The sequence below is a fragment of the Vibrio sp. 2304 genome (assembly GCF_033339475.1).
GTDB lineage: Bacteria > Pseudomonadota > Gammaproteobacteria > Enterobacterales > Vibrionaceae > Vibrio > Vibrio alginolyticus.
This window is the reverse complement of record NZ_JAWOUQ010000006.1, coordinates 269,745-290,366: the sequence shown is the minus strand read 5'-3', so window position 1 is coordinate 290,366 and position 20,622 is coordinate 269,745. Positions and strand designations below refer to the sequence as shown.

At 44.8% G+C, this 20,622-nt stretch carries 15 protein-coding genes; 8 read left to right on the top strand and 7 right to left on the bottom strand.

All coding sequences use genetic code 11. The annotated features are described in order from the left end of the window. Positions 1-150: 150 nt before the first annotated feature. From hemB to polA, 3 genes are all read left to right on the top strand, one after another. Positions 151-1,212: a porphobilinogen synthase gene (gene hemB, locus R7P64_RS14510; protein ID WP_031777176.1), complete on the top strand. Its 1,062-nt coding sequence runs from the start codon at positions 151-153 to the stop codon at positions 1,210-1,212. Positions 1,213-1,339: 127 nt separating this feature from the next. Further along, positions 1,340-1,774, top strand: coding sequence for a GNAT family N-acetyltransferase (locus R7P64_RS14505; RefSeq protein WP_005379245.1), 435 nt, complete (start codon positions 1,340-1,342; stop codon positions 1,772-1,774). Positions 1,775-2,393: 619 nt separating this feature from the next. Further along, positions 2,394-5,180 (top strand): DNA polymerase I, encoded by a 2,787-nt coding sequence (polA, locus tag R7P64_RS14500; RefSeq protein ID WP_005379246.1) that lies wholly within the window; start codon positions 2,394-2,396, stop codon positions 5,178-5,180. A 747-nt stretch (positions 5,181-5,927) separates the two neighbouring features. Here polA and yihA read toward each other — a convergent pair. Next, the gene (gene yihA / locus R7P64_RS14495; protein WP_031779017.1) at positions 5,928-6,587 is read right to left on the bottom strand and encodes a ribosome biogenesis GTP-binding protein YihA/YsxC; all 660 of its coding nucleotides are present in this window, start codon (positions 6,585-6,587) and stop codon (positions 5,928-5,930) included. A gap of 159 nt (positions 6,588-6,746) precedes the next feature. Between yihA and R7P64_RS14490 the strand changes: the two genes are divergently transcribed. From R7P64_RS14490 to hemN, 5 genes are all read left to right on the top strand, one after another. Then, entirely contained in the window at positions 6,747-7,364 is a 618-nt protein-coding gene (locus tag R7P64_RS14490; RefSeq protein ID WP_318123658.1) for a c-type cytochrome, read from the top strand. A gap of 838 nt (positions 7,365-8,202) precedes the next feature. After that, a complete protein-coding gene (locus R7P64_RS14485) occupies positions 8,203-8,841 on the top strand; it encodes a class I SAM-dependent methyltransferase (RefSeq protein WP_005379250.1) in 639 nt (212 codons plus the stop codon). Beyond that, positions 8,841-9,383: a Der GTPase-activating protein YihI gene (gene yihI / locus R7P64_RS14480; RefSeq protein ID WP_005379252.1), complete on the top strand. Its 543-nt coding sequence runs from the start codon at positions 8,841-8,843 to the stop codon at positions 9,381-9,383. The genes R7P64_RS14485 and yihI overlap by 1 nt, the downstream gene beginning before the upstream one ends. Before the next feature lie 7 nt (positions 9,384-9,390). Then, complete coding sequence (locus R7P64_RS14475; RefSeq protein ID WP_005379254.1) at positions 9,391-9,879, top strand: DUF2489 domain-containing protein; 489 nt, start codon at positions 9,391-9,393, stop codon at positions 9,877-9,879. Positions 9,880-10,063: 184 nt separating this feature from the next. Next, positions 10,064-11,455, top strand: coding sequence for an oxygen-independent coproporphyrinogen III oxidase (gene hemN / locus R7P64_RS14470; protein WP_318123656.1), 1,392 nt, complete (start codon positions 10,064-10,066; stop codon positions 11,453-11,455). Between the two features lie 69 nt (positions 11,456-11,524). Here hemN and add read toward each other — a convergent pair whose 3' ends face one another. The 6 genes from add to glnA form a co-directional block, all read right to left on the bottom strand. Then, the gene (gene add / locus R7P64_RS14465; protein WP_005379257.1) at positions 11,525-12,529 is read right to left on the bottom strand and encodes an adenosine deaminase; all 1,005 of its coding nucleotides are present in this window, start codon (positions 12,527-12,529) and stop codon (positions 11,525-11,527) included. 147 nt (positions 12,530-12,676) lie between these two features. After that, positions 12,677-15,223 (bottom strand): EAL domain-containing protein, encoded by a 2,547-nt coding sequence (locus R7P64_RS14460; RefSeq protein WP_138939675.1) that lies wholly within the window; start codon positions 15,221-15,223, stop codon positions 12,677-12,679. Between the two features lie 102 nt (positions 15,224-15,325). Continuing rightward, positions 15,326-16,729 carry a nitrogen regulation protein NR(I) gene (glnG, locus tag R7P64_RS14455; protein ID WP_005379267.1) on the bottom strand — a complete coding sequence of 468 codons (1,404 nt, stop codon included), beginning with the start codon at positions 16,727-16,729 and terminating at the stop codon, positions 15,326-15,328. Positions 16,730-16,786: 57 nt separating this feature from the next. Beyond that, positions 16,787-17,833 carry a nitrogen regulation protein NR(II) gene (gene glnL, locus R7P64_RS14450; protein ID WP_017821940.1) on the bottom strand — a complete coding sequence of 349 codons (1,047 nt, stop codon included), beginning with the start codon at positions 17,831-17,833 and terminating at the stop codon, positions 16,787-16,789. A 132-nt stretch (positions 17,834-17,965) separates the two neighbouring features. Beyond that, positions 17,966-18,547 (bottom strand): DUF4124 domain-containing protein, encoded by a 582-nt coding sequence (locus R7P64_RS14445; RefSeq protein ID WP_047103732.1) that lies wholly within the window; start codon positions 18,545-18,547, stop codon positions 17,966-17,968. 195 nt (positions 18,548-18,742) lie between these two features. After that, positions 18,743-20,152 (bottom strand): glutamate--ammonia ligase, encoded by a 1,410-nt coding sequence (gene glnA, locus R7P64_RS14440; protein WP_005379275.1) that lies wholly within the window; start codon positions 20,150-20,152, stop codon positions 18,743-18,745. Between the last annotated feature and the right edge of the window lie 470 nt (positions 20,153-20,622).

Sequence of the window (20,622 nt, the reverse complement as noted above, 5' to 3'; positions counted from 1 at the left end):
TCGAAGTATACTTGAGTGTGAGTGCTGGGTCATTTTCAGTTTTTTTCATTACCTTTTTCCAGATTGTCACTCGCAACATGCATCAAGAGTGATATGATTTTGTTCACCAGATGATTTGATCATCATAACCGTCCAGACAAGGAGAAAATGGTGTCTGTATCAATTCAAGGTCCATTCCCTGCACGCCGTATGCGTCGTTTACGTAAGCACGATTTTAGTCGTCGTTTGATGGCTGAGAACCAACTTTCTGTTAATGATCTGATTTACCCAATGTTCATTCTTATGGGTAAAGATCGTCGTGAGAGCGTGGAGTCCATGCCGGGTGTAGAGCGTTTGTCGATTGATTTAATGCTAGAAGAAGCACAATACCTTGCAAATCTAGGCGTTCCAGCAATCGCGCTTTTCCCTGTCGTAAACCAAGACGCTAAAAGCTTATGTGCTACTGAAGCCTACAACCCAGAAGGTTTGGTTCAGCGAGCAGTACGAGCGCTTAAAGAACACATTCCTCAAATTGGTGTAATCACAGACGTGGCACTTGACCCATTCACGACACATGGCCAAGACGGCATCATCGATGAAGATGGCTACGTAATGAATGATGAAACCACAGAAGTATTGGTTAAGCAGGCTTTGTCTCATGCAGAAGCGGGAGCTGACGTAGTCGCGCCTTCAGACATGATGGATGGCCGAATTGGTAAGATCCGCGAAGCATTAGAAAACGCGGGCTACATTCATACACAAATCATGGCTTACTCGGCTAAGTACGCATCGAACTACTACGGACCATTCCGTGATGCGGTTGGCTCTTCTTCAAATCTAAAAGGCGGCAACAAGAAAAACTACCAAATGGATCCAGCAAACATTGATGAAGCGATTCACGAAGTGGCGCTAGACATCAATGAAGGTGCGGACATGGTGATGGTTAAACCTGGTATGCCATACTTAGATGTAGTTCGCCGAGTAAAAACTGAACTTCAAGTACCGACATTTGCTTATCAAGTCTCTGGCGAGTACGCGATGCATAAAGCGGCGATCATGAATGGCTGGCTCAAAGAGCGTGAAATTGTGATGGAATCACTATTGTGCTTCAAACGTGCAGGTGCAGATGGCATCTTAACGTACTTTGCGAAAGACGTTGCTGAGTGGTTGGCAGAAGAGAATGCACAAACTGCTCAACACCTAAATCGTACTCCGGAAGCGACAGAAGAGTAATTATCGCTCAGTGAGAAATACCAGACCAACAAGAGTTGTTCGTCTGTATATACCCAAGTAACCTCAGGCGGATTACAACAGTAACAATCCAAGGTGCTTGGGTATTTTTATTTTGGAGAAGAGAACAATGACAATGCTGATTCGTGAAGGCACATTGGAAGAAGCACTTCAAGTTGTGGCGCGTGTTACCGAGTTTTCGAAAGGAGAAACGGTAGACTCCATGACTCAACGTTTAGAAGAGAAAAACAGTTTAATCCTCGTTGCAGAAAAAAATGGCACGATTGTCGGCTTCAAAATAGGTTACGAATTAGAGGATGGTGTTTTCTATAGCTGGTTAGGTGGTGTTGTCCCTGAAGCTCGAAATGAAGGCGTGGCACAACTGCTTTTGGAAGCTCAAGAGGATTGGGTGGCAGAACAAGGCTACAACACATTAAAAGTGAAATCTCGAAACCAGTTTCCGGCTATGCTTCGCTTGTTATTGAGAAATGGCTATATCATTGAAAAGTTTGAAGAAAAAGTAAATCTTCGAGAATCTAGAGTGCATTTCATTAAAGCAATGTGAAAATAAATGAGATTTTTTCTCATTTAACTGTTGACTACGAAATGAGAATCATTATTATTAAACCTGTCTTAGGGAATGAGGAAAGTTCACAAGGACGTTGAGTGACTTATTAACAGAAGTTAATTAACTGAAAGTTGAGAAGTGATGAAACATTTTTCCGAGAACTTGCACGAATTCTTTTTGACACGACATTGCTCACATTGCTTCCAGTGTAATTTATAGCTTCTTGGTTAAGCTGCTCTATTTACAGAATTTGCTTTACCACTTCTGCTAGGCGACCCCATTCGGGTCGCTTTTTTCTTTTCTACGATTTCTATTTGACGTCACTATTAATATCTTTTCCACATGCGATGATCATTTTAGGATCGTTGCTCTTCTCGCCGTTATGCGAATTTATTGTTATAAATCAATGGTTTGAGTTGGTGTTTTCTTGTGTTTTTTGTTATTGGATAACCAGTGGATAATTTCTATAAACAGAGTTATCCACAGGAGGTGGTGTTTTCGTGAATAAAGTCGGAAAAATTTACGCGACCTAGATCGAGCGAACAAGATAGATTCAGATCAGCAGTCATGGCATCCTAGGCAGATCTCTCAAGTACTGAATTGGATACAGACAATTATGGCAAGTATTCCTGAAAATCCGTTGATCCTTATCGACGGCTCTTCTTACCTATATCGCGCTTTTCACGCCTACCCGGGCACCATGAGCAATGGTGAAATTCCAACTAATGCCGTTTACGGCGTCGTGAACATGTTACGCAGCATGATGCGTCAGTTTGCGTCTGAGCGCATCGCGGTGGTTTTCGATGCAAAGGGAAAAACCTTTCGTGATGATATGTATGCAGAATACAAAGCGAATCGTCCGCCAATGCCGGATGACCTGCGTTGTCAAATTGAACCATTACACAATGTTATTCGTGCAATGGGTTTGCCGCTGATCTGTGTTCCTGGCGTCGAGGCGGATGACGTCATCGGTACGTTAGCATACCAAGCATCACAAAAGGGCATGCCTGTATTGATCAGTACTGGTGATAAAGACATGGCGCAGCTAGTGGATGATAACATTACCTTGATCAACACCATGACGAACGTCGTAATGGATCGTGAAGGTGTGGTTGAAAAGTTTGGCATTCCACCTGAGTTGATCATCGACTACTTAGCACTGATGGGCGATAAAGTAGATAACATTCCTGGTGTACCGGGTGTCGGTGATAAAACAGCGACCGCACTACTGCAAGGTATTGGTGGTCTGACGAAGTTGTATGAAAACCTCGATGATATTGCAGGGCTTGGTTTCCGTGGTTCTAAAACCATGGCGAAAAAGCTCATCGACAACAAAGAAAATGCCATGCTTTCGTATGAGCTCGCGACCATCAAATTGGATGTTGAGCTTGAGGAAACGCCAGAATCATTGCTGAAAGCGGAACCAAATAAAGACGAATTAGTGAAGCTGTATGGCCAACTGACGTTTAAATCTTGGTTGAATGAACTACTTGAAGGCGGTTCTGGATCTGTGGAGGCCGTAGAGCTTGCAGGATCTTCACAAGCTTCTTCTTCTCAAGCTGAGATGGAAACTTCTGCGGTAACAATCGATCGCAGCCAATATGAAACAATTCTGGATAAAGAAACCTTCAATGCTTGGCTAGATAAACTTCAAACGGCTGAGCTGTTTGCATTTGATACGGAGACCGATAACCTAGATTACATGCTAGCGAATCTAGTTGGTTTGTCATTCGCTGTCGATGAAGGTATTGCGGCTTATGTGCCAGTTGCACATGACTATTTAGATGCGCCTGAACAGCTTGATCGTGATTGGGTACTAGAACAGCTGAAGCCAATTCTTGAAGATGCAGCGAAAGCAAAAGTCGGTCAAAACTTAAAGTATGATGCGTCTGTACTCGCTCGTTACGACATTGAGCTAAAAGGTATCAAGCACGACACGATGTTGGAATCGTATATCTACAACAGTGTCGGCGGTAAACACGATATGGACAGCTTGGCGCTTCGCTTCCTACAGCACAGCTGCATTTCTTTTGAGCAAATTGCAGGTAAAGGCAAAAATCAGCTTACGTTTAACCAAATCGAACTGGAACAAGCATCGCCATACGCGGCAGAAGATGCGGATGTGACCCTTCGTCTGCACAATCGCTTGTTTGCTAATATCGAGCAGGATGAAAGCCTGAAGACAGTTTACGAAGAGATTGAAATGCCGTTGGTGCCAGTTCTTTCGCGCATTGAACGCACTGGGGTCTTTATCGATGAAATGAAGCTGAGTGCGCAGTCGGTCGAGATTACCGCTCGCCTTGATGAGCTTGAAAAGAAAGCGTACGAAATTGCAGAGCAAGAGTTTAACATGAACTCGCCAAAGCAATTACAAGCCATCCTATTTGAAAAAATGGGTTTACCGGTTGTGAAGAAAACGCCATCAGGCACACCATCGACGAATGAAGAAGTTCTGCAAGAACTCGCGCTAGACTACCCACTACCAAAACTGATTTTGGAATACCGTGGTTTGGCGAAGCTAAAATCAACTTACACCGACAAACTGCCGAAGATGATCAACCCATCAACGGGGCGCGTGCATACTTCTTACCACCAAGCAGTGACTGCAACGGGTCGTCTATCTTCTACTGATCCGAACTTACAGAACATTCCAATTCGTAACGAAGCTGGCCGTCGTATTCGTCAAGCGTTTGTCGCGCCATCAGGGCATAAAATCTTAGCGGTCGACTACTCGCAAATCGAACTTCGCATCATGGCGCACCTTTCTGGTGACCAAGCGTTATTGGATGCATTCCGTGATGGCAAAGATATCCACGCGGCAACCGCAGCAGAAATCATGGGTGTTTCTATTGAAGACGTTTCAAGTGAGCAACGTCGTCGTGCGAAAGCGGTTAATTTCGGTCTTATTTACGGCATGAGTGCGTTTGGTTTGGCGAAGCAATTAGGCATTCCTCGTGGTGAAGCTCAAGCGTATATGGATACATACTTTGAACGTTACCCAGGCGTGATGCAGTACATGGAAGACACACGCAGCACGGCAGCAGATAAAGGGTATGTTGAAACGATTTTTGGTCGACGTTTGCATTTACCAGAAATCAAATCGCGCAACGGGATGCGTCGTAAAGCTGCTGAACGTGCGGCAATCAACGCACCAATGCAAGGTACGGCTGCGGACATCATTAAGAAAGCGATGCTGTTGGTTGATCAGTGGATTCAGGAAGAAGGCAATGGTCGTGTGAAGTTATTAATGCAAGTACACGATGAATTGGTCTTTGAAGTTGAAGAGTCATCATTGTCCGAAATTGAAAGTAAAGTACAGAAATTGATGGAATCTGCAGCAGAGCTAAAAGTACCGTTGGTTGCAGAAGCAGGTCATGGTGATAACTGGGATCAAGCTCATTAGTCACTTTTAGACCAAAATAACCAATTAATTATGAGCCAGCGCACAAACGCTGGCTTTTTTTTGAGATTAAAAAAGCTAGCGCAAAGTTAACTTTGATGTTGCTTAATAAAAATTTCATGAAAAAAAACTACAAAAATTCTTTGCAATTCTGACCAATTGTTGTACATTAATACTCGTAGGGTACAGAGGTAAGATGTTCTATCTTTCAGACCTTTTGTTTCACGTTATTGGATTAGGCTGATTCAGCCGCCCCAGTCAGTTTTTGACTGGGGCGTTTTTTATTGGGCGAAAGAAAATTATTCTTTTGGATCAGTAGCTTAAAGTAAGCCTTCAAAAACCTTCTTTTTTGACCTTTCTAAGTCACTGCAAAATCTCGATTTTTCCTTCAAATTTATTGCGTTATTCATCCTGTAAATTTACGCCAGTCACACTATTATTTTTTCTTGAAGGAAACTAAGTTACATCTTTTTGAAGCTTTGCTTGGCTTAACTATCTGAATTGTAATGCTATTGGGTGTTTTGGGAGTGAATGTTTGGTGATAAACAGGAAACAAGAGCGCTTTTTAACCTATTGAAATCGAATCTCAGTTCAGCAATGCTTCGTCACATAACAATAATTACCAATTTTTCTCTCCCGTTATCCCTGCCAGGAAGGCGGGGATTTTTATTGCCTGTTATTTAGTTCAGATAAACAAAAGCCCCACCAAATGGTAGGGCCGTGTCGAAGAAATTTAACAAATATTGTTAATTATTCTTCATCGCTCGCAGGTGTCTCTTGTTCGTCTTCTTCTATCAGGTGCGCTAGTGCTGGTGCAAACCAGATATCCAGTTTTGCACGTAGTTGATCGACACCTAATCCTTTAAGTGAAGAGAACACATCAACAGAAACGTCACCACCGAAAGTTTCTACTTGCTTACGAACTTTCAGTAGAGTTTGTTTGCGTGCACCACTTTTTAGTTTATCTGCTTTGGTTAGCAAAACCTGCACAGGAATGTGGCTATCGATGGCCCAGAAAATCATTTGTTGGTCGAGATCTTTCATTGGATGACGAATGTCCATTAGAACCACTAAGCCTTTTAGGCACTCGCGTTTCTGTAGGTATTCACCCAAAGATTTCTGCCATTTGTTTTTCATCTCTACCGGTACTTGCGCAAAACCGTATCCAGGTAGATCGACAATGTGACAACCTTCTTCTACTTTGAAAAGGTTGATTAATTGCGTACGACCAGGTGTCTTTGATGTCTTGGCTAAGCTTTTTTGATTAGTTAGACGGTTAAGTGCACTCGATTTACCAGCGTTTGAGCGTCCTGCAAACGCAATTTCGACACCTTCGTCTTCCGGCAGGTGACGAATATCGGGTGCGCTGGTGATGAAATGCGTATTTTGGTAATGAATTTTTACGCTCACTGTTAACTCCATCTCGACTTTGTGTAGTCGATTGATTACTTTTTTGTGAAAATGTGTAAAATAACCGTGCTCGGCATAAGGTCGCCTATTGTACCATGAGTGTACGCGGTATGTTCACATTCCGTGGTACTGGAAGCTTGATAATTATAATGGAATGTCATGAAGAAATTAGCGCTAATTTTGAGTCTTTTAGCCAGTTGCTCAGTATGGGCCCAAGGTAATATTGAGGCTGGTAAAGCAAAATCACAAACCTGTGTCGCCTGTCACGGAGCAGATGGCAACAGTGCAATAACAACGTACCCGAAACTCGCAGGCCAACACGCTAAGTATCTTGAGAAGCAGTTAAAAGAACTTAAGCTAGGCATGACAAGTGGTGGTAAACAAGGTCGTTACGATCCTGTAATGAGTGGTATGGCAATGCCACTGAGCGATGAAGATATCGCAGACCTATCTGCTTACTACGCTTCGCTACCAGTTTCAGAAAACGCAACACCTGAAGATGTAGTAGCAAAAGGCAAAACGCTTTATACCGCTGGTGATGCCGAGCGTGGCCTAACCGCATGTATTGCATGTCATGGTCCTCGTGGCAATGGTACTGAGCTTTCAGGTTTCCCGAAAATTTCTGGTCAGCATGCTGACTACATCAAAGCTCAGCTAGAAAAATTCCGTGATGGCGACCGTGGTAATGATATGAATGCCATGATGCGCGACATCGCGAAGAAAATGACAGACGAAGATATCGAAGTGCTGTCTAAATACGTTGGCGGTCTGCACTAATATACCTAAATCGCTCAAGAACCTGCATCTTGAGCTGGTTGGGTAGATGTCCCTACATCGTTCGAGCAACTTGTACAAAAATGCCCTAGTGAATCCACTAGGGCATTTTTGTTCGTGACAGATATCACAGTCGAGTTTGGATGCGAAAGCGATAGTTGGCTCGGCAGTTTGTGAGACATTTGCCATACTTGATGTTGGCTTTTTCTTGTTAGTGTTTTTAAGTTTTTGATTAAATGATAATTTTGATTTTTTAGAAAAATAGGCGGATTATTTTTTCAACCCATTACTTGTGAGCATAACGGGATGGCGTAAAGTAGAAGTCGTTCACAGGGAGTGAATGTAAGGATTTAAGACCACGGTTTAGGTCTCCGAGGATGTAGCTCGGATGCTTGGTGATTTAGAAAGGGATTTAGATAGGTAGGGAGCCTATCAGATAAGGATGGTCATCTCGTCTGACGGTTAAGACAGTGAAACGGATCAGGCACAGGAAGTTGCTCAGTAGACAGGAAGTAAACGGATAGCCAAAACTCATCAGGAAGATGAAAAACAACTCTTTTTGGCAGGGAAAGCTCTAAAAACAAAGGGATCATTGGTGCACCAAATGTGTGCAACACAGTTTCGCCAATTGATGGCACTTAGAAAGCGACAGTCTGACTGTCGCTTTTTTTATATCCGTTGACTTGCTCAGTCGTAACTTGAATTGAGATTACTGCACTTATTTAGCTTTATAGGTTGTAAACAAAGTTTTTTAACAAAAATTGCTGAAAAAATACTCAACAACACTCCAATCCGAGTTCACTTTCTGGTATGTTTCGCATCCCTGTTTGAGGAAGTCAGCATGCATACCTGTCCTTTATGCCAAAATCAGCGCACTCACCATTATTTTGAAGATAAGCGTCGTGAATATCTTCAATGTGAGCAGTGCAGCTTGGTATTCGTAAATCCAGACCAACGTTTGGATGCGGAAAGCGAAAAAGCTCACTATGATTTGCATGAGAACAACCCCGATGATTTGGGTTACCGACGCTTTTTGTCGCGTATTGCTGACCCGATCACAGAGCGAATTTCTCCACAATCAAATGGTATCGACTTTGGTTGTGGTCCTGGCCCAACGCTCTCCTTGATGCTGGAAGAGGCGGGGCACAACATGGCGTTGTACGATCTCTATTACCACCCTGATACGTCGGTTTTAGAAAAAACGTACGACTTCATGACAGCAACAGAGGTGATAGAGCACCTCTACCACCCAGATTTGGTGTGGAAGCAATGGTTGAATTTAGTTAAGCCAGGGGGCTGGATAGGCCTGATGACGAAAATGGTCATCGACGTGGAGGCTTTCAAATCATGGCATTATAAGAACGATCTCACTCACGTAGTGTTCTTTAGTCGTGACACGTTCCAGTTCCTAGCAGAGCGGGATAAGCTCGAACTCGAATTTATTGGTAATGATGTAATTTTACTGAGGAAACCCCAGTAATGAGCCGTAGTAAAAAATCTAGAAAACCGGGTGCCGCTGGTGCACCTGAGTTTGTTGTAACTCGTAACCGTACAGAATCTGATGTGGAAGGCCGCTTACGCAAGCGTGCTAAAAAGCGTAAGGGTCTGAAAACGGGTAACCGTAACTCAGAAGTTAACGAGCAGAAAAAGCAAGCTGCTGCACAAAATCGCGACCCGCGCTTAGGCAGCAAAAAGAAAATACCTCTGATTGTTGAACCTGCGAAGAAAATGACGAAGCAAGAGCGTCGTTTGTCGGCAGAGCAAGAACTAGAGATGCTAGAAAATGACGCGCAATTGAACGTGTTGCTAGACCGTATTGAAGCGGGTGAAAACCTGGGCACAGGTCTACAGAAATTCGTCGATGAGAAACTCGATCGCATTGAGAAGCTAATGGACCAACTAGGTTTGTTGGAACCTGAAGAAGAGGAAGACTTCACTGCACCTGCTGAGAAAAGCACGCGCAACGATGATGACTTGCTGGCAGATTTCGACGACATTAACTTCGACGACTATAAAGGATAATTAAGCTATGAATGTAACCTTATTAGCTATTGCTGGTGTTGTGATTATCATCGCACTCGCTTCTTATGCAGGTTACCTTCTGCTTCAATTGAAAAAGCAAAAGGAATTGCAGCTGAAGCATCAAAAATTGGCGATAGACAAACGTAACGCCAACATTTTTGAGAATGTGCATACCTTGTGTCAGGCGGGCATTCAAGGCCAGTGCGATTTATCTGAAATCAGTATCCGTGTGTATAACATCATGGATTATGTACAAGGTGAAGACCGCGTTGATTTCGATAAAACGTACCCTGCGATTTCTGAGCTTTACCACATCGTGAAAGATATGGCGCGTGGCGAAGAACGCCAACAACTTGCCAAGAAAGAGCGTATGCAACAGAACTTGACGCGTCATAAAGCGGAAAGCCGCCTCACTGATGCGATTATTGAGGAGCTCAAAGTGTTGCAGAAAAACGTCCAGCCACTGAATAATCAAATCAATATTCAGATGATTTAAGCGCGACCCCCAATAGTCTCCTTATGGCTAATGGGGGTATCGTGATCACGCTAGCACTTCTTTAGTTTTATACTTAAAAAGCCAGTCGGCGTTGCCACGCTTGTCATCGTCGTATGGCAAAATAGCGGCTCTGAATATCGGGTGACGGCTTTCGTTGCCCTAGCATTTAACGGAAAGTACCACCATGTCGAATCAACACACTGAATCGAAACAGCAAATCGTCTGGGATCAAGCGGTATTGGATAAGTACAACTATTCCGGGCCTCGTTATACGTCGTACCCAACGGCGCTGGAGTTTCATGAAGCGTTCACCATTTCTGATTATGATATGGCATGCACTCAATACCCAGAACGCCCATTATCGCTGTACGTACACATTCCGTTCTGTCACAAGCTTTGTTACTACTGTGGATGTAATAAAGTCATTACACGCCACTCGCACAAAGCGGATGAATACCTCGACGTGCTTGAACACGAAATTCGTCAACGTGCTGCATTACTTGCTAGTCGCACCGTGACGCAATTGCATTTTGGTGGTGGTACACCGACGTTTCTCTCTGAAAAGCAAATCACGCGTGTAATGAGCCTGCTACGCCAAGAGTTTACTTTTAGCAGCGATGCTGAAATCAGTATCGAGGTTGACCCGCGTGAAATCGAGCTGACCATGCTGGATCATCTGCGTAGTGAAGGCTTCAATCGCTTGAGCATCGGTGTTCAGGACTTCAACAAAGAAGTGCAAAAGCTGGTGAATCGTGAGCAAGATGAAGAGTTCATCGTTGCGATGGTTGCGCGCGCAAAAGAGTTAGGCTTTCGTTCGACGAACCTAGATTTGATTTACGGTTTACCGAAGCAGACCAAAGAATCTTTTGCCAAGACTCTAGAACAAGTACTAGAGATGCAGCCGGGCCGTCTATCCGTGTTTAACTACGCGCACATGCCACAGCTATTTGCAGCGCAGCGTAAGATTAAAGACGAAGATCTGCCAAAGGTAGAAGAGAAGATGGCAATTCTGCAAGACACCATCGCGACACTGACTGGTGCTGGCTACCAATTTATCGGTATGGACCACTTTGCTTTGCCGGACGATGAACTTGCTGTTGCCCAGCGCGAAGGTATTTTGCATCGCAATTTCCAAGGCTACACCACACAAGGTGAATGTGACTTGGTTGGCTTTGGTGTTTCTGCAATCTCGATGATCGGCGATGCGTACGCGCAAAACCAGAAAGAGCTGAAGAAATACTACGCTCAAGTCAACGAACTTCGTCACGCTCTGTGGAAAGGGGTCTCGCTGGACTCTGATGATTTGCTCCGTCGCGAAGTGATTAAGCAGCTGATTTGTAACTTCAAGTTAGACAAGAAAGCCATTGAGTCTGAGTTTAAAGTGAAGTTTGATCAGTACTTTAAAGAAGACTTACAGCTACTTCAGACCTTCATCAACGATGAGCTGGTGGAAGTGGATGACAATGAAATTCGTGTGACGCTGCGAGGTCGTTTGTTGATCCGTAATATTTGTATGAGCTTCGATAAGTACCTGCGAGCGAAGGCGCGTCAGCAACAATTCTCTCGTGTTATTTAATCAGAGATACAGATTCAAGATATAAAAAATGCCAGCAGATGCTGGCATTTTTTTATGTTTTCGCTGGATTTAAGCGCGATCTTTTACTTTTTCTCTCAGTTCCGCTTTTTCTGCTTCTGAAAGGAACGCAATCTCAAGGCCATTAATTTGCGCTTGGCGAATCTGGTCTTGGCTCAGGCCAGCGGCTGGTGCCGCTACTTCGTATTCGTATGGCAGTTCGATGCCTTCAACCGCTGGATCGTCAGTGTTCAAACACGCAAGAACGCCATGCTCTAGGAACTGCTTGAGAGGGTGGTTTTCTAGCGTTTCTACCGTACTTGTTTGGTAGTTTGACGTCAGGCAAGATTCAATACCAATGCGGTTTTCTGCTAGGTAATCCATCAGTTTTGGATCGTGAATCGCTTTTACGCCGTGACCGATACGAGTTGCGCCCAGCTCATTGATTGCTTGCCACATGCTCTCTGCACCTGCTGCTTCACCAGCATGGACCGTTACCCCAAGGCCAGCATCGCGTACTTGCTTGAAGTGAGACACAAAGCGATCACCCGGTTGGCCTAGCTCGTCACCCGCAAGGTCAACGGCAACGATGTGATCTTTCTGGCTCAGAATGCCGTCCAGTTCTTGTTGACATGCGTCAGTACCAAATGTACGACTCATGATACCGATCAGGTTGGCTTTCACGCCAAAATCGCGCATACCCGCTTGCACACCGTCCACGACGGCTTCAACAACCCCCGCTACTGGTAGTTTGTGTTTCATCGCCATGTAGTAAGGAGAGAAACGCAGCTCTGCGTAATCGATTTGTGCGTTTAGCGCGTCTTCTACGTTTTCGTACGCGACACGACGACACGCATCTAAATCGCCCAGGACAGCAACACCCCAGTCGAGCTTAGAAAGGAAAGCAACAAGAGAGGGTTCCGCTTCGACAATTTGAACGTGAGGAGTGAGAGACTCAATATCGTACGCTGGTAGGGCAATGCCAAACTTTTGGCCTAGCTCAAGAATCGTTTTAGTACGAATGTTACCGTCGAGGTGACGGTGCAAATCAGTAAGAGGAAGGTTCTTCGTTATCATTTTGTCGATCCGGATAGTTATGAACTGGAACAGGGCCCAAACATCATCTGTGACAATACATGGGTAAGATTTGCAGTTAAGTATAAATAACAGTTGGGTAGATTGTCAGTAGAGGATGACTAGGAAATCAACGATTCTCGCTCTTTTCTACTTCATGTTCACCAAATGTGTTGGCCATTCTTCTAGTGGCATAGGGCGGCTGTAGTAGAAGCCTTGCACCTGATTACAGCCTAAAGAGCGCAGTAATTGTGCTTGATTGCTATCCTCGACACCTTCCGCGACGACATTAGTTTTGAGACCTGCTGTGATATTGATGACGGCAGCGACGACTGAACTGTTTAAGTTTTCTTGTGTGAGTTGATTGATGAAGGTGCGATCAATCTTCAAGCAGGTAAACGGCAGAGAGTGGAGGTAACCCAGTGATGAGTAGCCGGTGCCAAAGTCATCTATCGCGATACCAATACCCATTTCACGCAGTTTAGTCATGTTTTCTAGTGTGGTCGGTGCGCTATCAATGATACGTGATTCTGTGATCTCTAGTGTGAGGTTACTTGCTGGTAATTTCGTGATATCCAATACGCTTGTCACCGTATCAACAAAACTTGGGCAGGATAGTTGATTAACAGAGATATTCACATGCAGTTGGAAGTCCGACGGCCACTGTTTGCTTTCGATCGCTTGGTAAGTGTCGCGACAAGCTTGTAACAGAATCTGTTGGCCGATGGCTTTGATCATGCCGCTTTCTTCCGCGATTGGGATAAAATCTAATGGTGACACCATACCTGAGTCGCTATGCCAGCGCGCAAGTGCTTCGGCGCCACACACTGTGCCACTGACGAGATCCACAATCGGTTGGTAATGAGGAATAAACTCTCGGTTTTCAATGCCAGTTTGGATCTTGGTCAGCATTTGCGTACGAAACTTTGAAGCGCTCGCTAGTTCTGGGCTGTAGTGACAAACACCAGTCAGTGAGTCTTGTTTAGCGTAACTTAATGCGATGCTGGCGTTGCGTAACCATAAAGGCATGGTTTCGTTTGGCTGGGTTTGTACAATACCAAGTGAAATCTTCATCACTACATTCTCGCCTTCCACCATAAATGGGGTGGAAAAGAGTTGCTGTAATCGACGCTCGGTTTGTTTAATTTTGGTTTCAGTGTCGACATTTGAGAGAAACACCGCGAACTCATCACCACCAATCCGAGCCAATAATGCGTTGTCACGAAACTGCTGTTTTAGCCTTTCAGCGATGCTGACCAACAACTGGTCGCCGTTGTGATGACCCACACTGTCGTTGATATCTCTAAATTTGTTGATACCAAGTAAAAATAAACTGCCGTGACAAAGATGAGACTGATTTTCACAGATTTCGACCAAACCCTGACGGCTATATAAGCGTGTTAGAGAGTCATAAACTAACTGTTCACGCAATGCTTTGAATGAAGCTCTTAGATTGTTCGCCATTTCATTAAAAGCATGAACTAGTACGGTTGTCTCATACACATAACCAGGCTTTGGCATGCCGCTATCCCAATCCCCATTTGCCAGGTGCTGAGCGGCGGCGGCCGTCGCGTTAATTGGTCTGGTAACTCGGTTGAAAATGATCCAACTGATGGCGATCCCAAATAGGCTTACAATAATGCCAACGAGCCAACTCTCTTGCTGGCTTTTTGGTAACAGGCCGAGAAGCTCGGACTCCGAAATGGAGGTGCCAATAAACCATGTTAAGCCATTTTGGTCTCGATACGGGGTTAGCCGACTGAAAATACGTTGTCCATCATGTTCAAATGAAAAAGTATAAGGTTGCTTGGTGTTGTTGAGATCGAAAGACCGGACGCGGCTCGCACTGATTTTGATGATCGGGTCTGCGTTTTCAGCGGCAAGCAAACGCTGCCCTTTATCCGAAAATTTTGTGCCCCATGAGATGACGCTTCCCGGGCCTGAGTGAGCGATTAAACGATGATCTGGGTCCATGATGTAGACCGACGCTTTAGTGTTGTATTTTAACTCGCGCAGGAATTCGTTGAATGTATTGATACGAATGTCTGTCACCAAAACACCAGCAAATTGGTCGTGTTTGTACACCGGCGTCATGGCTGATAGCGTAATATCCTGGCGTTCATCAGCGTTGGTATAAATTTCAGACCAAGTGGCGTTTTGGCTCTCCGCAACGGGCTTATACCATGGGCGAGTGCGAGGATCGTATTGGGAGATAACCGTTCGAATGTTGTTACTCACATGGTTGGTCCCATAAATAACCAGATCACCATCGGTGTAGCGATCTTGCACCATTAAGGTGTAATCGTCGGAAAGCTCGCGGCGAAAGCCTGCAAAGTCGCCGTTTTCTGAACCAAATGCGATTACATCCAACTGCGGTATCGATTGGTAAAGATTTTTGAATGCACTCAGCAGGTAGTTTTGAATGTCTGAGGTATCGTGAGGGCGATAAAGGTTGTGATAGCTGACGTTGTGCGCGAGAGCCATAACCGCAGTAAAAGGCTTACGTAGATAGCTATTGAGGTGGTCGTGGACACTTTCGGTTAACACGGAAAGTTGCTTGTCACTGATATCCGTGACCACTTCTTCGTAACTTTGTTTTTGGACGTAGACAATGACACCGATCGCCAGTAAGAAGATCATGACAAATGGAATCAAAACAGCAGTACGCAGTGTAATTTGAGTCGTAGCAGTAGACATCGCCTAATCACATAGATGGTGGTGCGCCACAATTGTACTGATGTTTTTATTAATATCGAGTGACAAACGACGCTCGTTGTTAATGCACCACGTAAGTGATTGTCAGTACAATTCTTTTAATTTTCTGGTGAGTGTATTTCGCCCCCAGCCTAATACTTTAGCGGCATCTTGCTTATGACCTTTAGTGTGCTCTAAGGCTGCTTCTAATAAAATGCGTTCAAATTCTGGTAAAGCGTAAGAAAGTAGTTCTTTATCTCCTGCTGCGAGTGAATGCCGTGCCCAATCCGCCAATTGTTCTTGCCAACTACCATGTGCAGAGTCTGAAATGGATTTTTTCTCTTCGAGTAGTTCGCTTGGCAAGTCATTTGGTAACACTTCGCTACCACTGGCCATAACGGTTAACCAACGGCAAATATTCTCTAATTGACGAACGTTGCCAGGCCAATCAAGGCGGTTAAGAATCTCCACGGTCGACGGGTGGAGAGTTTTTGTTTCCACACCAAGCTCATCAGCCGCACGGATAAGAAAATGCTGTGTAAGCTTTTCAATGTCTTGCTTACGCTCACGCAGTGCCGGGATCTGCACGCGAATCACGTTTAAGCGATGAAAGAGGTCCTCACGGAAGTCACCTTCGTGCACCAGCTTTTCTAAGTTCTGGTGTGTTGCCGCGACAATTCGTACATCGACACTGATCGGAGAGTGACCGCCCACTCGATAAAACTGCCCGTCAGCTAGAACGCGTAGTAAACGAGTTTGAATGTCCAATGGCATGTCGCCGATTTCGTCTAAAAATAGAGTGCCGCCATTGGCTTGTTCGAATCGTCCTTGACGAACATTGTTTGCCCCCGTAAACGCGCCTTTTTCGTGGCCAAACAGTTCTGATTCAATCAAGTCTTTGGGAATCGCCGCCATATTGAGCGCAATGAAAGGTTTGTTAGCACGTGGACTGTGACGGTGCAGTGCATGAGCAACGAGTTCTTTACCCGTGCCCGATTCACCGTTAATCAAGACTGAAATAGAGGAGCGAGAAAGACGACCAATGGCGCGAAACACCTCTTGCATCGCTGGTGCTTCACCAATAATTTCAGGCGTTTCTGCTGGAATGTCTTCTGGAGAGAGCTGCTCGCGTTTGTTTTCGTGGCTGTGTGCAATGGCTCGTTCAACCAGAGTTAAAGTTTCATCAATATCAAAAGGTTTTGGTAAATATTCAAAAGCACCTTTTTGGTACGCATTCACTGCTGCATCTAAATCTGAGTGCGCGGTCATGATAATCACGGGAAGGTCTGGGTAATCGCGCTGTACTTGTTTTAGTAGCTCCAACCCATCAATACCTGGCATGCGAATGTCTGATACTAGAACATCCGGCACTTCGCGTTCGAGCGCCATTAACACGCTTTCCCCATCGGCATAGGTTTCACATTTGATGTTGGCAGAGGAGAGCGTTTTCTCCATTACCCAGCGAATTGAACTGTCGTCATCAACGACCCAAACATATCCTTTACTCATGTAGTAATCCTTGCAGCAAACCGAAAAACTGACGCGACTTGAAGTCCTTTAGCGCACTCAGATCGGCAGATAAATAGTAAATGTTGTGTGACCAGGCCAGCTTTCTACGTCTATTTTTCCATTGTGCTGGTCGATCAAATTTTGCGAAATAGATAGCCCTAATCCAGTTCCTCCCTCGCGGCCACTGACCATGGGATAGAACAGCGTGTCTTGTAGTTCCGGTGGAATACCTGGGCCGTTGTCTGTGATTTCGACACGAGCAGCGAGTTTACAGCGTTTGCCGTGAATATTGGCTTGGTGCACCGTTCTGGTGCGAATGGTTATTTTCCCGTGTTCTTGATGGCTAAGAATTTGTGCGGCGTTGCTGACGATATTAAGCATTGCCTGTTCGATTTGGTCTGTATCCATCAAAATCTCTGGCAAGCTTGGGTCATAATCTCGTTCAATGATGATTGAGCGTTGTGACTCTAATTCAACCAGCTGGCGAACCTTTTCAAGAATTTGGTGCAGATTCTCTTGTGTCTTCTTACCTGGCTTCTGCGGTCCTAGTAATCGATCCACGAGCGCCCTTAAACGGTCTGCTTGCTCAATGATGATGTGTGTATATTCGGTGAGAGAGGGCTCTGGCAGCATTTTTTCTAACAATTGCGCCGCACCGCGTAAGCCGCCAAGCGGATTTTTGATCTCATGTGCAAGCCCTCGGACTAACAGCTTCGCTGCTTGTTGCTGGGCGTGTTGGTTCAGTTCTTGAGAGAGTCGGCGCTGCTGATCAATTTTGCGCATCTCGACCAGAAGCATCAACTGCTTTTGCCAAGTGATAGGGCTAACCGTCACCTCTAGCATTAAAGGGCGGCCATCAACAACGAAAGTGACGTCACTGTCGGTGATGCTTTGGCCACTTTGCAACGGTTGAGTGAGCAGCGCGAGATCCAGCGACGCATGCTGAATCAATTGAGAAAGTGATTGTTCAATAATTCGTTTGGCGCTTTGAGAAAACAGCAATTCGGCAGCCGGATTGGCATAACGGATGGCCAATCCATCATCAAGAATCAGCGTTGCTGTCACCATATTGTTGAGAATGGCACTAGGAAGACTGGTATCCACATTACGTCCTTGTTTTGCTTTAAGATTGTGCGATGCACAATAATGGTGCAATTGAACGTTAAGTATGGCGAATAAATCTTAGAAGAAAAAGTGAAAAGCATCGCTGTGATGTGATTTTTTTCACCAGATATTCTATTTTGCCCCTTTTACGGTCGGCTTAACACTTGCTCTATGTAAATGCACCGTTATAGGGCTAGTAGATGCAATAAGCTTGCCGCTTCTTTTCGCGTGCACAGCAAGTGTGTGAGTGCCTCGGTCAATATTGTTTAACTGCCACACTATATGGTTTTGTGGTGCACCATAAGGTTTTCCATCGAGTAACAATTGCAATTGCTCACCGATACCAAGCTTGCGATTGGTTTCTAATTGAATATTGATGATGCCTCGATTGCTGCGGATGGTCTCGTTGTGCTTGGGAGTCAGCATCGAGAGTTCTAATGGAAGAGGCTTCTCGGTTGTTTTCTCTGGCTTGTTTTGTGATGCAGTAGATGGCGTAGTCTGAGGTGCGAGCGATTCAGTACTTTCTACCTCAGGAGCTGGTGCGCTGGCTTCAAGGTTTGGCAGTGCGATCGCTTTTGCTCCTTTGTTTGGCGTATCACTAAAGTGAACCACGCCATTTTCATCTACCCACGTATACGCGACCTGCGCGAAGGCGATAGAGGCGATTAACAATCCGCTGAGTGCACACAGTGATGGAATAAGCTGAACTTTCATTGCTCACCTTCTCTTGTTCGATGATTTCACGTTTCAATGGCTTAGCTCTTTGACCTGTAAGGAAAAATTCTAAGCGTATTTTTATTATCCCCTCATGTTAAACGTCGAAGCTTGAGTGGCGAATACAAAAAAGGCCCGCCTGCGAGGCGAGCCTAATATTTTATTGCTGTGTTTACATTTTACACAGTGTCGACCTTACACAGAGTAGTAAAGTTCGAACTCAACAGGGTGAGTTGTCATGTTTACACGCTCTACGTCCTGAGACTTAAGGTCGATGTATGAATCGATGAAGTCGTCAGAGAATACGCCGCCCGCTGTTAAGAACTCACGATCAGCATCTAGCTCTGCTAGCGCATCTTTTAGTGAGTATGCAACAGTTGGGATTTCTGCTGCTTCTTCAGCTGGAAGATCGTAAAGGTCTTTATCCATCGCTTCGCCTGGGTGGATCTTATTCTTGATACCGTCAAGACCAGCCATAAGCATTGCTGCGAAACATAGGTATGGGTTCGCCGCTGGGTCACCGAAACGAACTTCGATACGACGTGCTTTCGGGCTTGGTACCACTGGGATACGGATTGAAGCAGAGCGGTTACGCGCTGAGTAAGCTAGCATTACTGGTGCTTCGAAGCCTGGTACAAGACGTTTGTACGAGTTTGTTGATGGGTTAGCGAATGCGTTGATTGCACGAGCGTGTTTGATGATACCACCGATGTAGTAAAGCGCCATTTCAGATAGACCGCCGTACTTGTCACCAGCAAATAGGTTTACGCCATCTTTTGCTAGAGACTGGTGAACGTGCATACCGCTGCCGTTGTCGCCAACAAGTGGTTTAGGCATAAACGTCGCTGTTTTACCAAACGCGTGAGCAACGTTGTGTACAACGTACTTGTAGATTTGGATTTCGTCAGCTTTGGTTGTTAGCGTGTTGAAACGAGTTGCGATTTCGTTTTGACCCGCCGTTGCCACTTCGTGGTGGTGCGCTTCAACAACAAGACCCATTTCTTCCATTACTAGACACATAGCAGAACGGATGTCTTGAGATGAATCTACTGGAGCTACTGGGAAGTAACCACCTTTAACGCCTGGACGGTGACCTTTGTTACCTTCTTCGTAGTCAGAACCTGTGTTCCATGCCGCTTCTACGTCGTCGATCTTGAAGAAAGAGCCTGACATGTCCGTCGAGAACTTCACGTCATCAAATAGGAAAAATTCTGGCTCAGGACCGATAAGTACAGTATCTGCAACACCTGTAGAACGCATGAAGTCTTCAGCGCGTTTTGCGATAGAGCGTGGGTCACGGTCATAGCCTTGCATTGTTGCAGGCTCTAAGATGTCACAACGGATATTTAGTGTTGCGTCTTCCGTGAATGGGTCAAGCACAGCAGAAGATGCGTCAGGCATCATTACCATGTCTGATTCGTTGATACCTTTCCAGCCAGCAACTGATGAACCATCGAACATTTTACCTTCTTCGAAGAAGTCTGCGTCGATTTGGTGAGCAGGGATCGAAATGTGCTGCTCTTTACCTTTTGTATCAGTGAAGCGTAGGTCAACAAACTTAACTTCGTTTTCTTGGATCAGCGATAGAACGTTTTCTACTGACATCTTGGATAACCTCCAGTGTTAATAAGCGGTAAAAGCTCGATTTATGAATTACTCATGAAACCTGGCATTGATTAATCAATTTGACTTTTCATTAATCGATGCTGTTTTCACTAAAGCCAAAACCGTGCCAAAAAAAATATTCCATTAATTTCAAGCAATTGTGTTTTTGAATGCTAGTTTGGTGCACTTGCTTGCACCAAAATGATCTTTGCTTGCACTATTATGGTGCCAAAAATCATTGTTGCACCATAATGTGACAGGTACATTGCGTATTCAGCCCAGTTTTTGAGCAAGAGTCAATTTGAATTATGCATCGATTAGAATAAAGTTGCGTTTAATCAATTCGTTCTGAGGAAGAAAATGGGCATTAAGCGTAAAAATCGCAGAAATGCTCGGGAGTAGATCACATATTTCTAGGCTTTTTGCTAAAATCTGGTACATTATGGCCGTTTTTTTAATCAGCAAATGTC

Coding starts and splice junctions, on each gene's coding strand:
- R7P64_RS14490 (WP_318123658.1), top strand. CDS start 6,747: ATGAAGAAATTAGCGCTAATTTTGAGTCTTTTAGCCAGTTGCTCAGTA.
- glnG (WP_005379267.1), bottom strand. CDS start 16,729: ATGAGTAAAGGATATGTTTGGGTCGTTGATGACGACAGTTCAATTCGC.
- R7P64_RS14475 (WP_005379254.1), top strand. CDS start 9,391: ATGAATGTAACCTTATTAGCTATTGCTGGTGTTGTGATTATCATCGCA.
- glnA (WP_005379275.1), bottom strand. CDS start 20,152: ATGTCAGTAGAAAACGTTCTATCGCTGATCCAAGAAAACGAAGTTAAG.
- R7P64_RS14460 (WP_138939675.1), bottom strand. CDS start 15,223: ATGTCTACTGCTACGACTCAAATTACACTGCGTACTGCTGTTTTGATT.
- polA (WP_005379246.1), top strand. CDS start 2,394: ATGGCAAGTATTCCTGAAAATCCGTTGATCCTTATCGACGGCTCTTCT.
- yihI (WP_005379252.1), top strand. CDS start 8,841: ATGAGCCGTAGTAAAAAATCTAGAAAACCGGGTGCCGCTGGTGCACCT.
- R7P64_RS14445 (WP_047103732.1), bottom strand. CDS start 18,547: ATGAAAGTTCAGCTTATTCCATCACTGTGTGCACTCAGCGGATTGTTA.
- hemN (WP_318123656.1), top strand. CDS start 10,064: ATGTCGAATCAACACACTGAATCGAAACAGCAAATCGTCTGGGATCAA.
- R7P64_RS14505 (WP_005379245.1), top strand. CDS start 1,340: ATGACAATGCTGATTCGTGAAGGCACATTGGAAGAAGCACTTCAAGTT.
- add (WP_005379257.1), bottom strand. CDS start 12,529: ATGATAACGAAGAACCTTCCTCTTACTGATTTGCACCGTCACCTCGAC.
- R7P64_RS14485 (WP_005379250.1), top strand. CDS start 8,203: ATGCATACCTGTCCTTTATGCCAAAATCAGCGCACTCACCATTATTTT.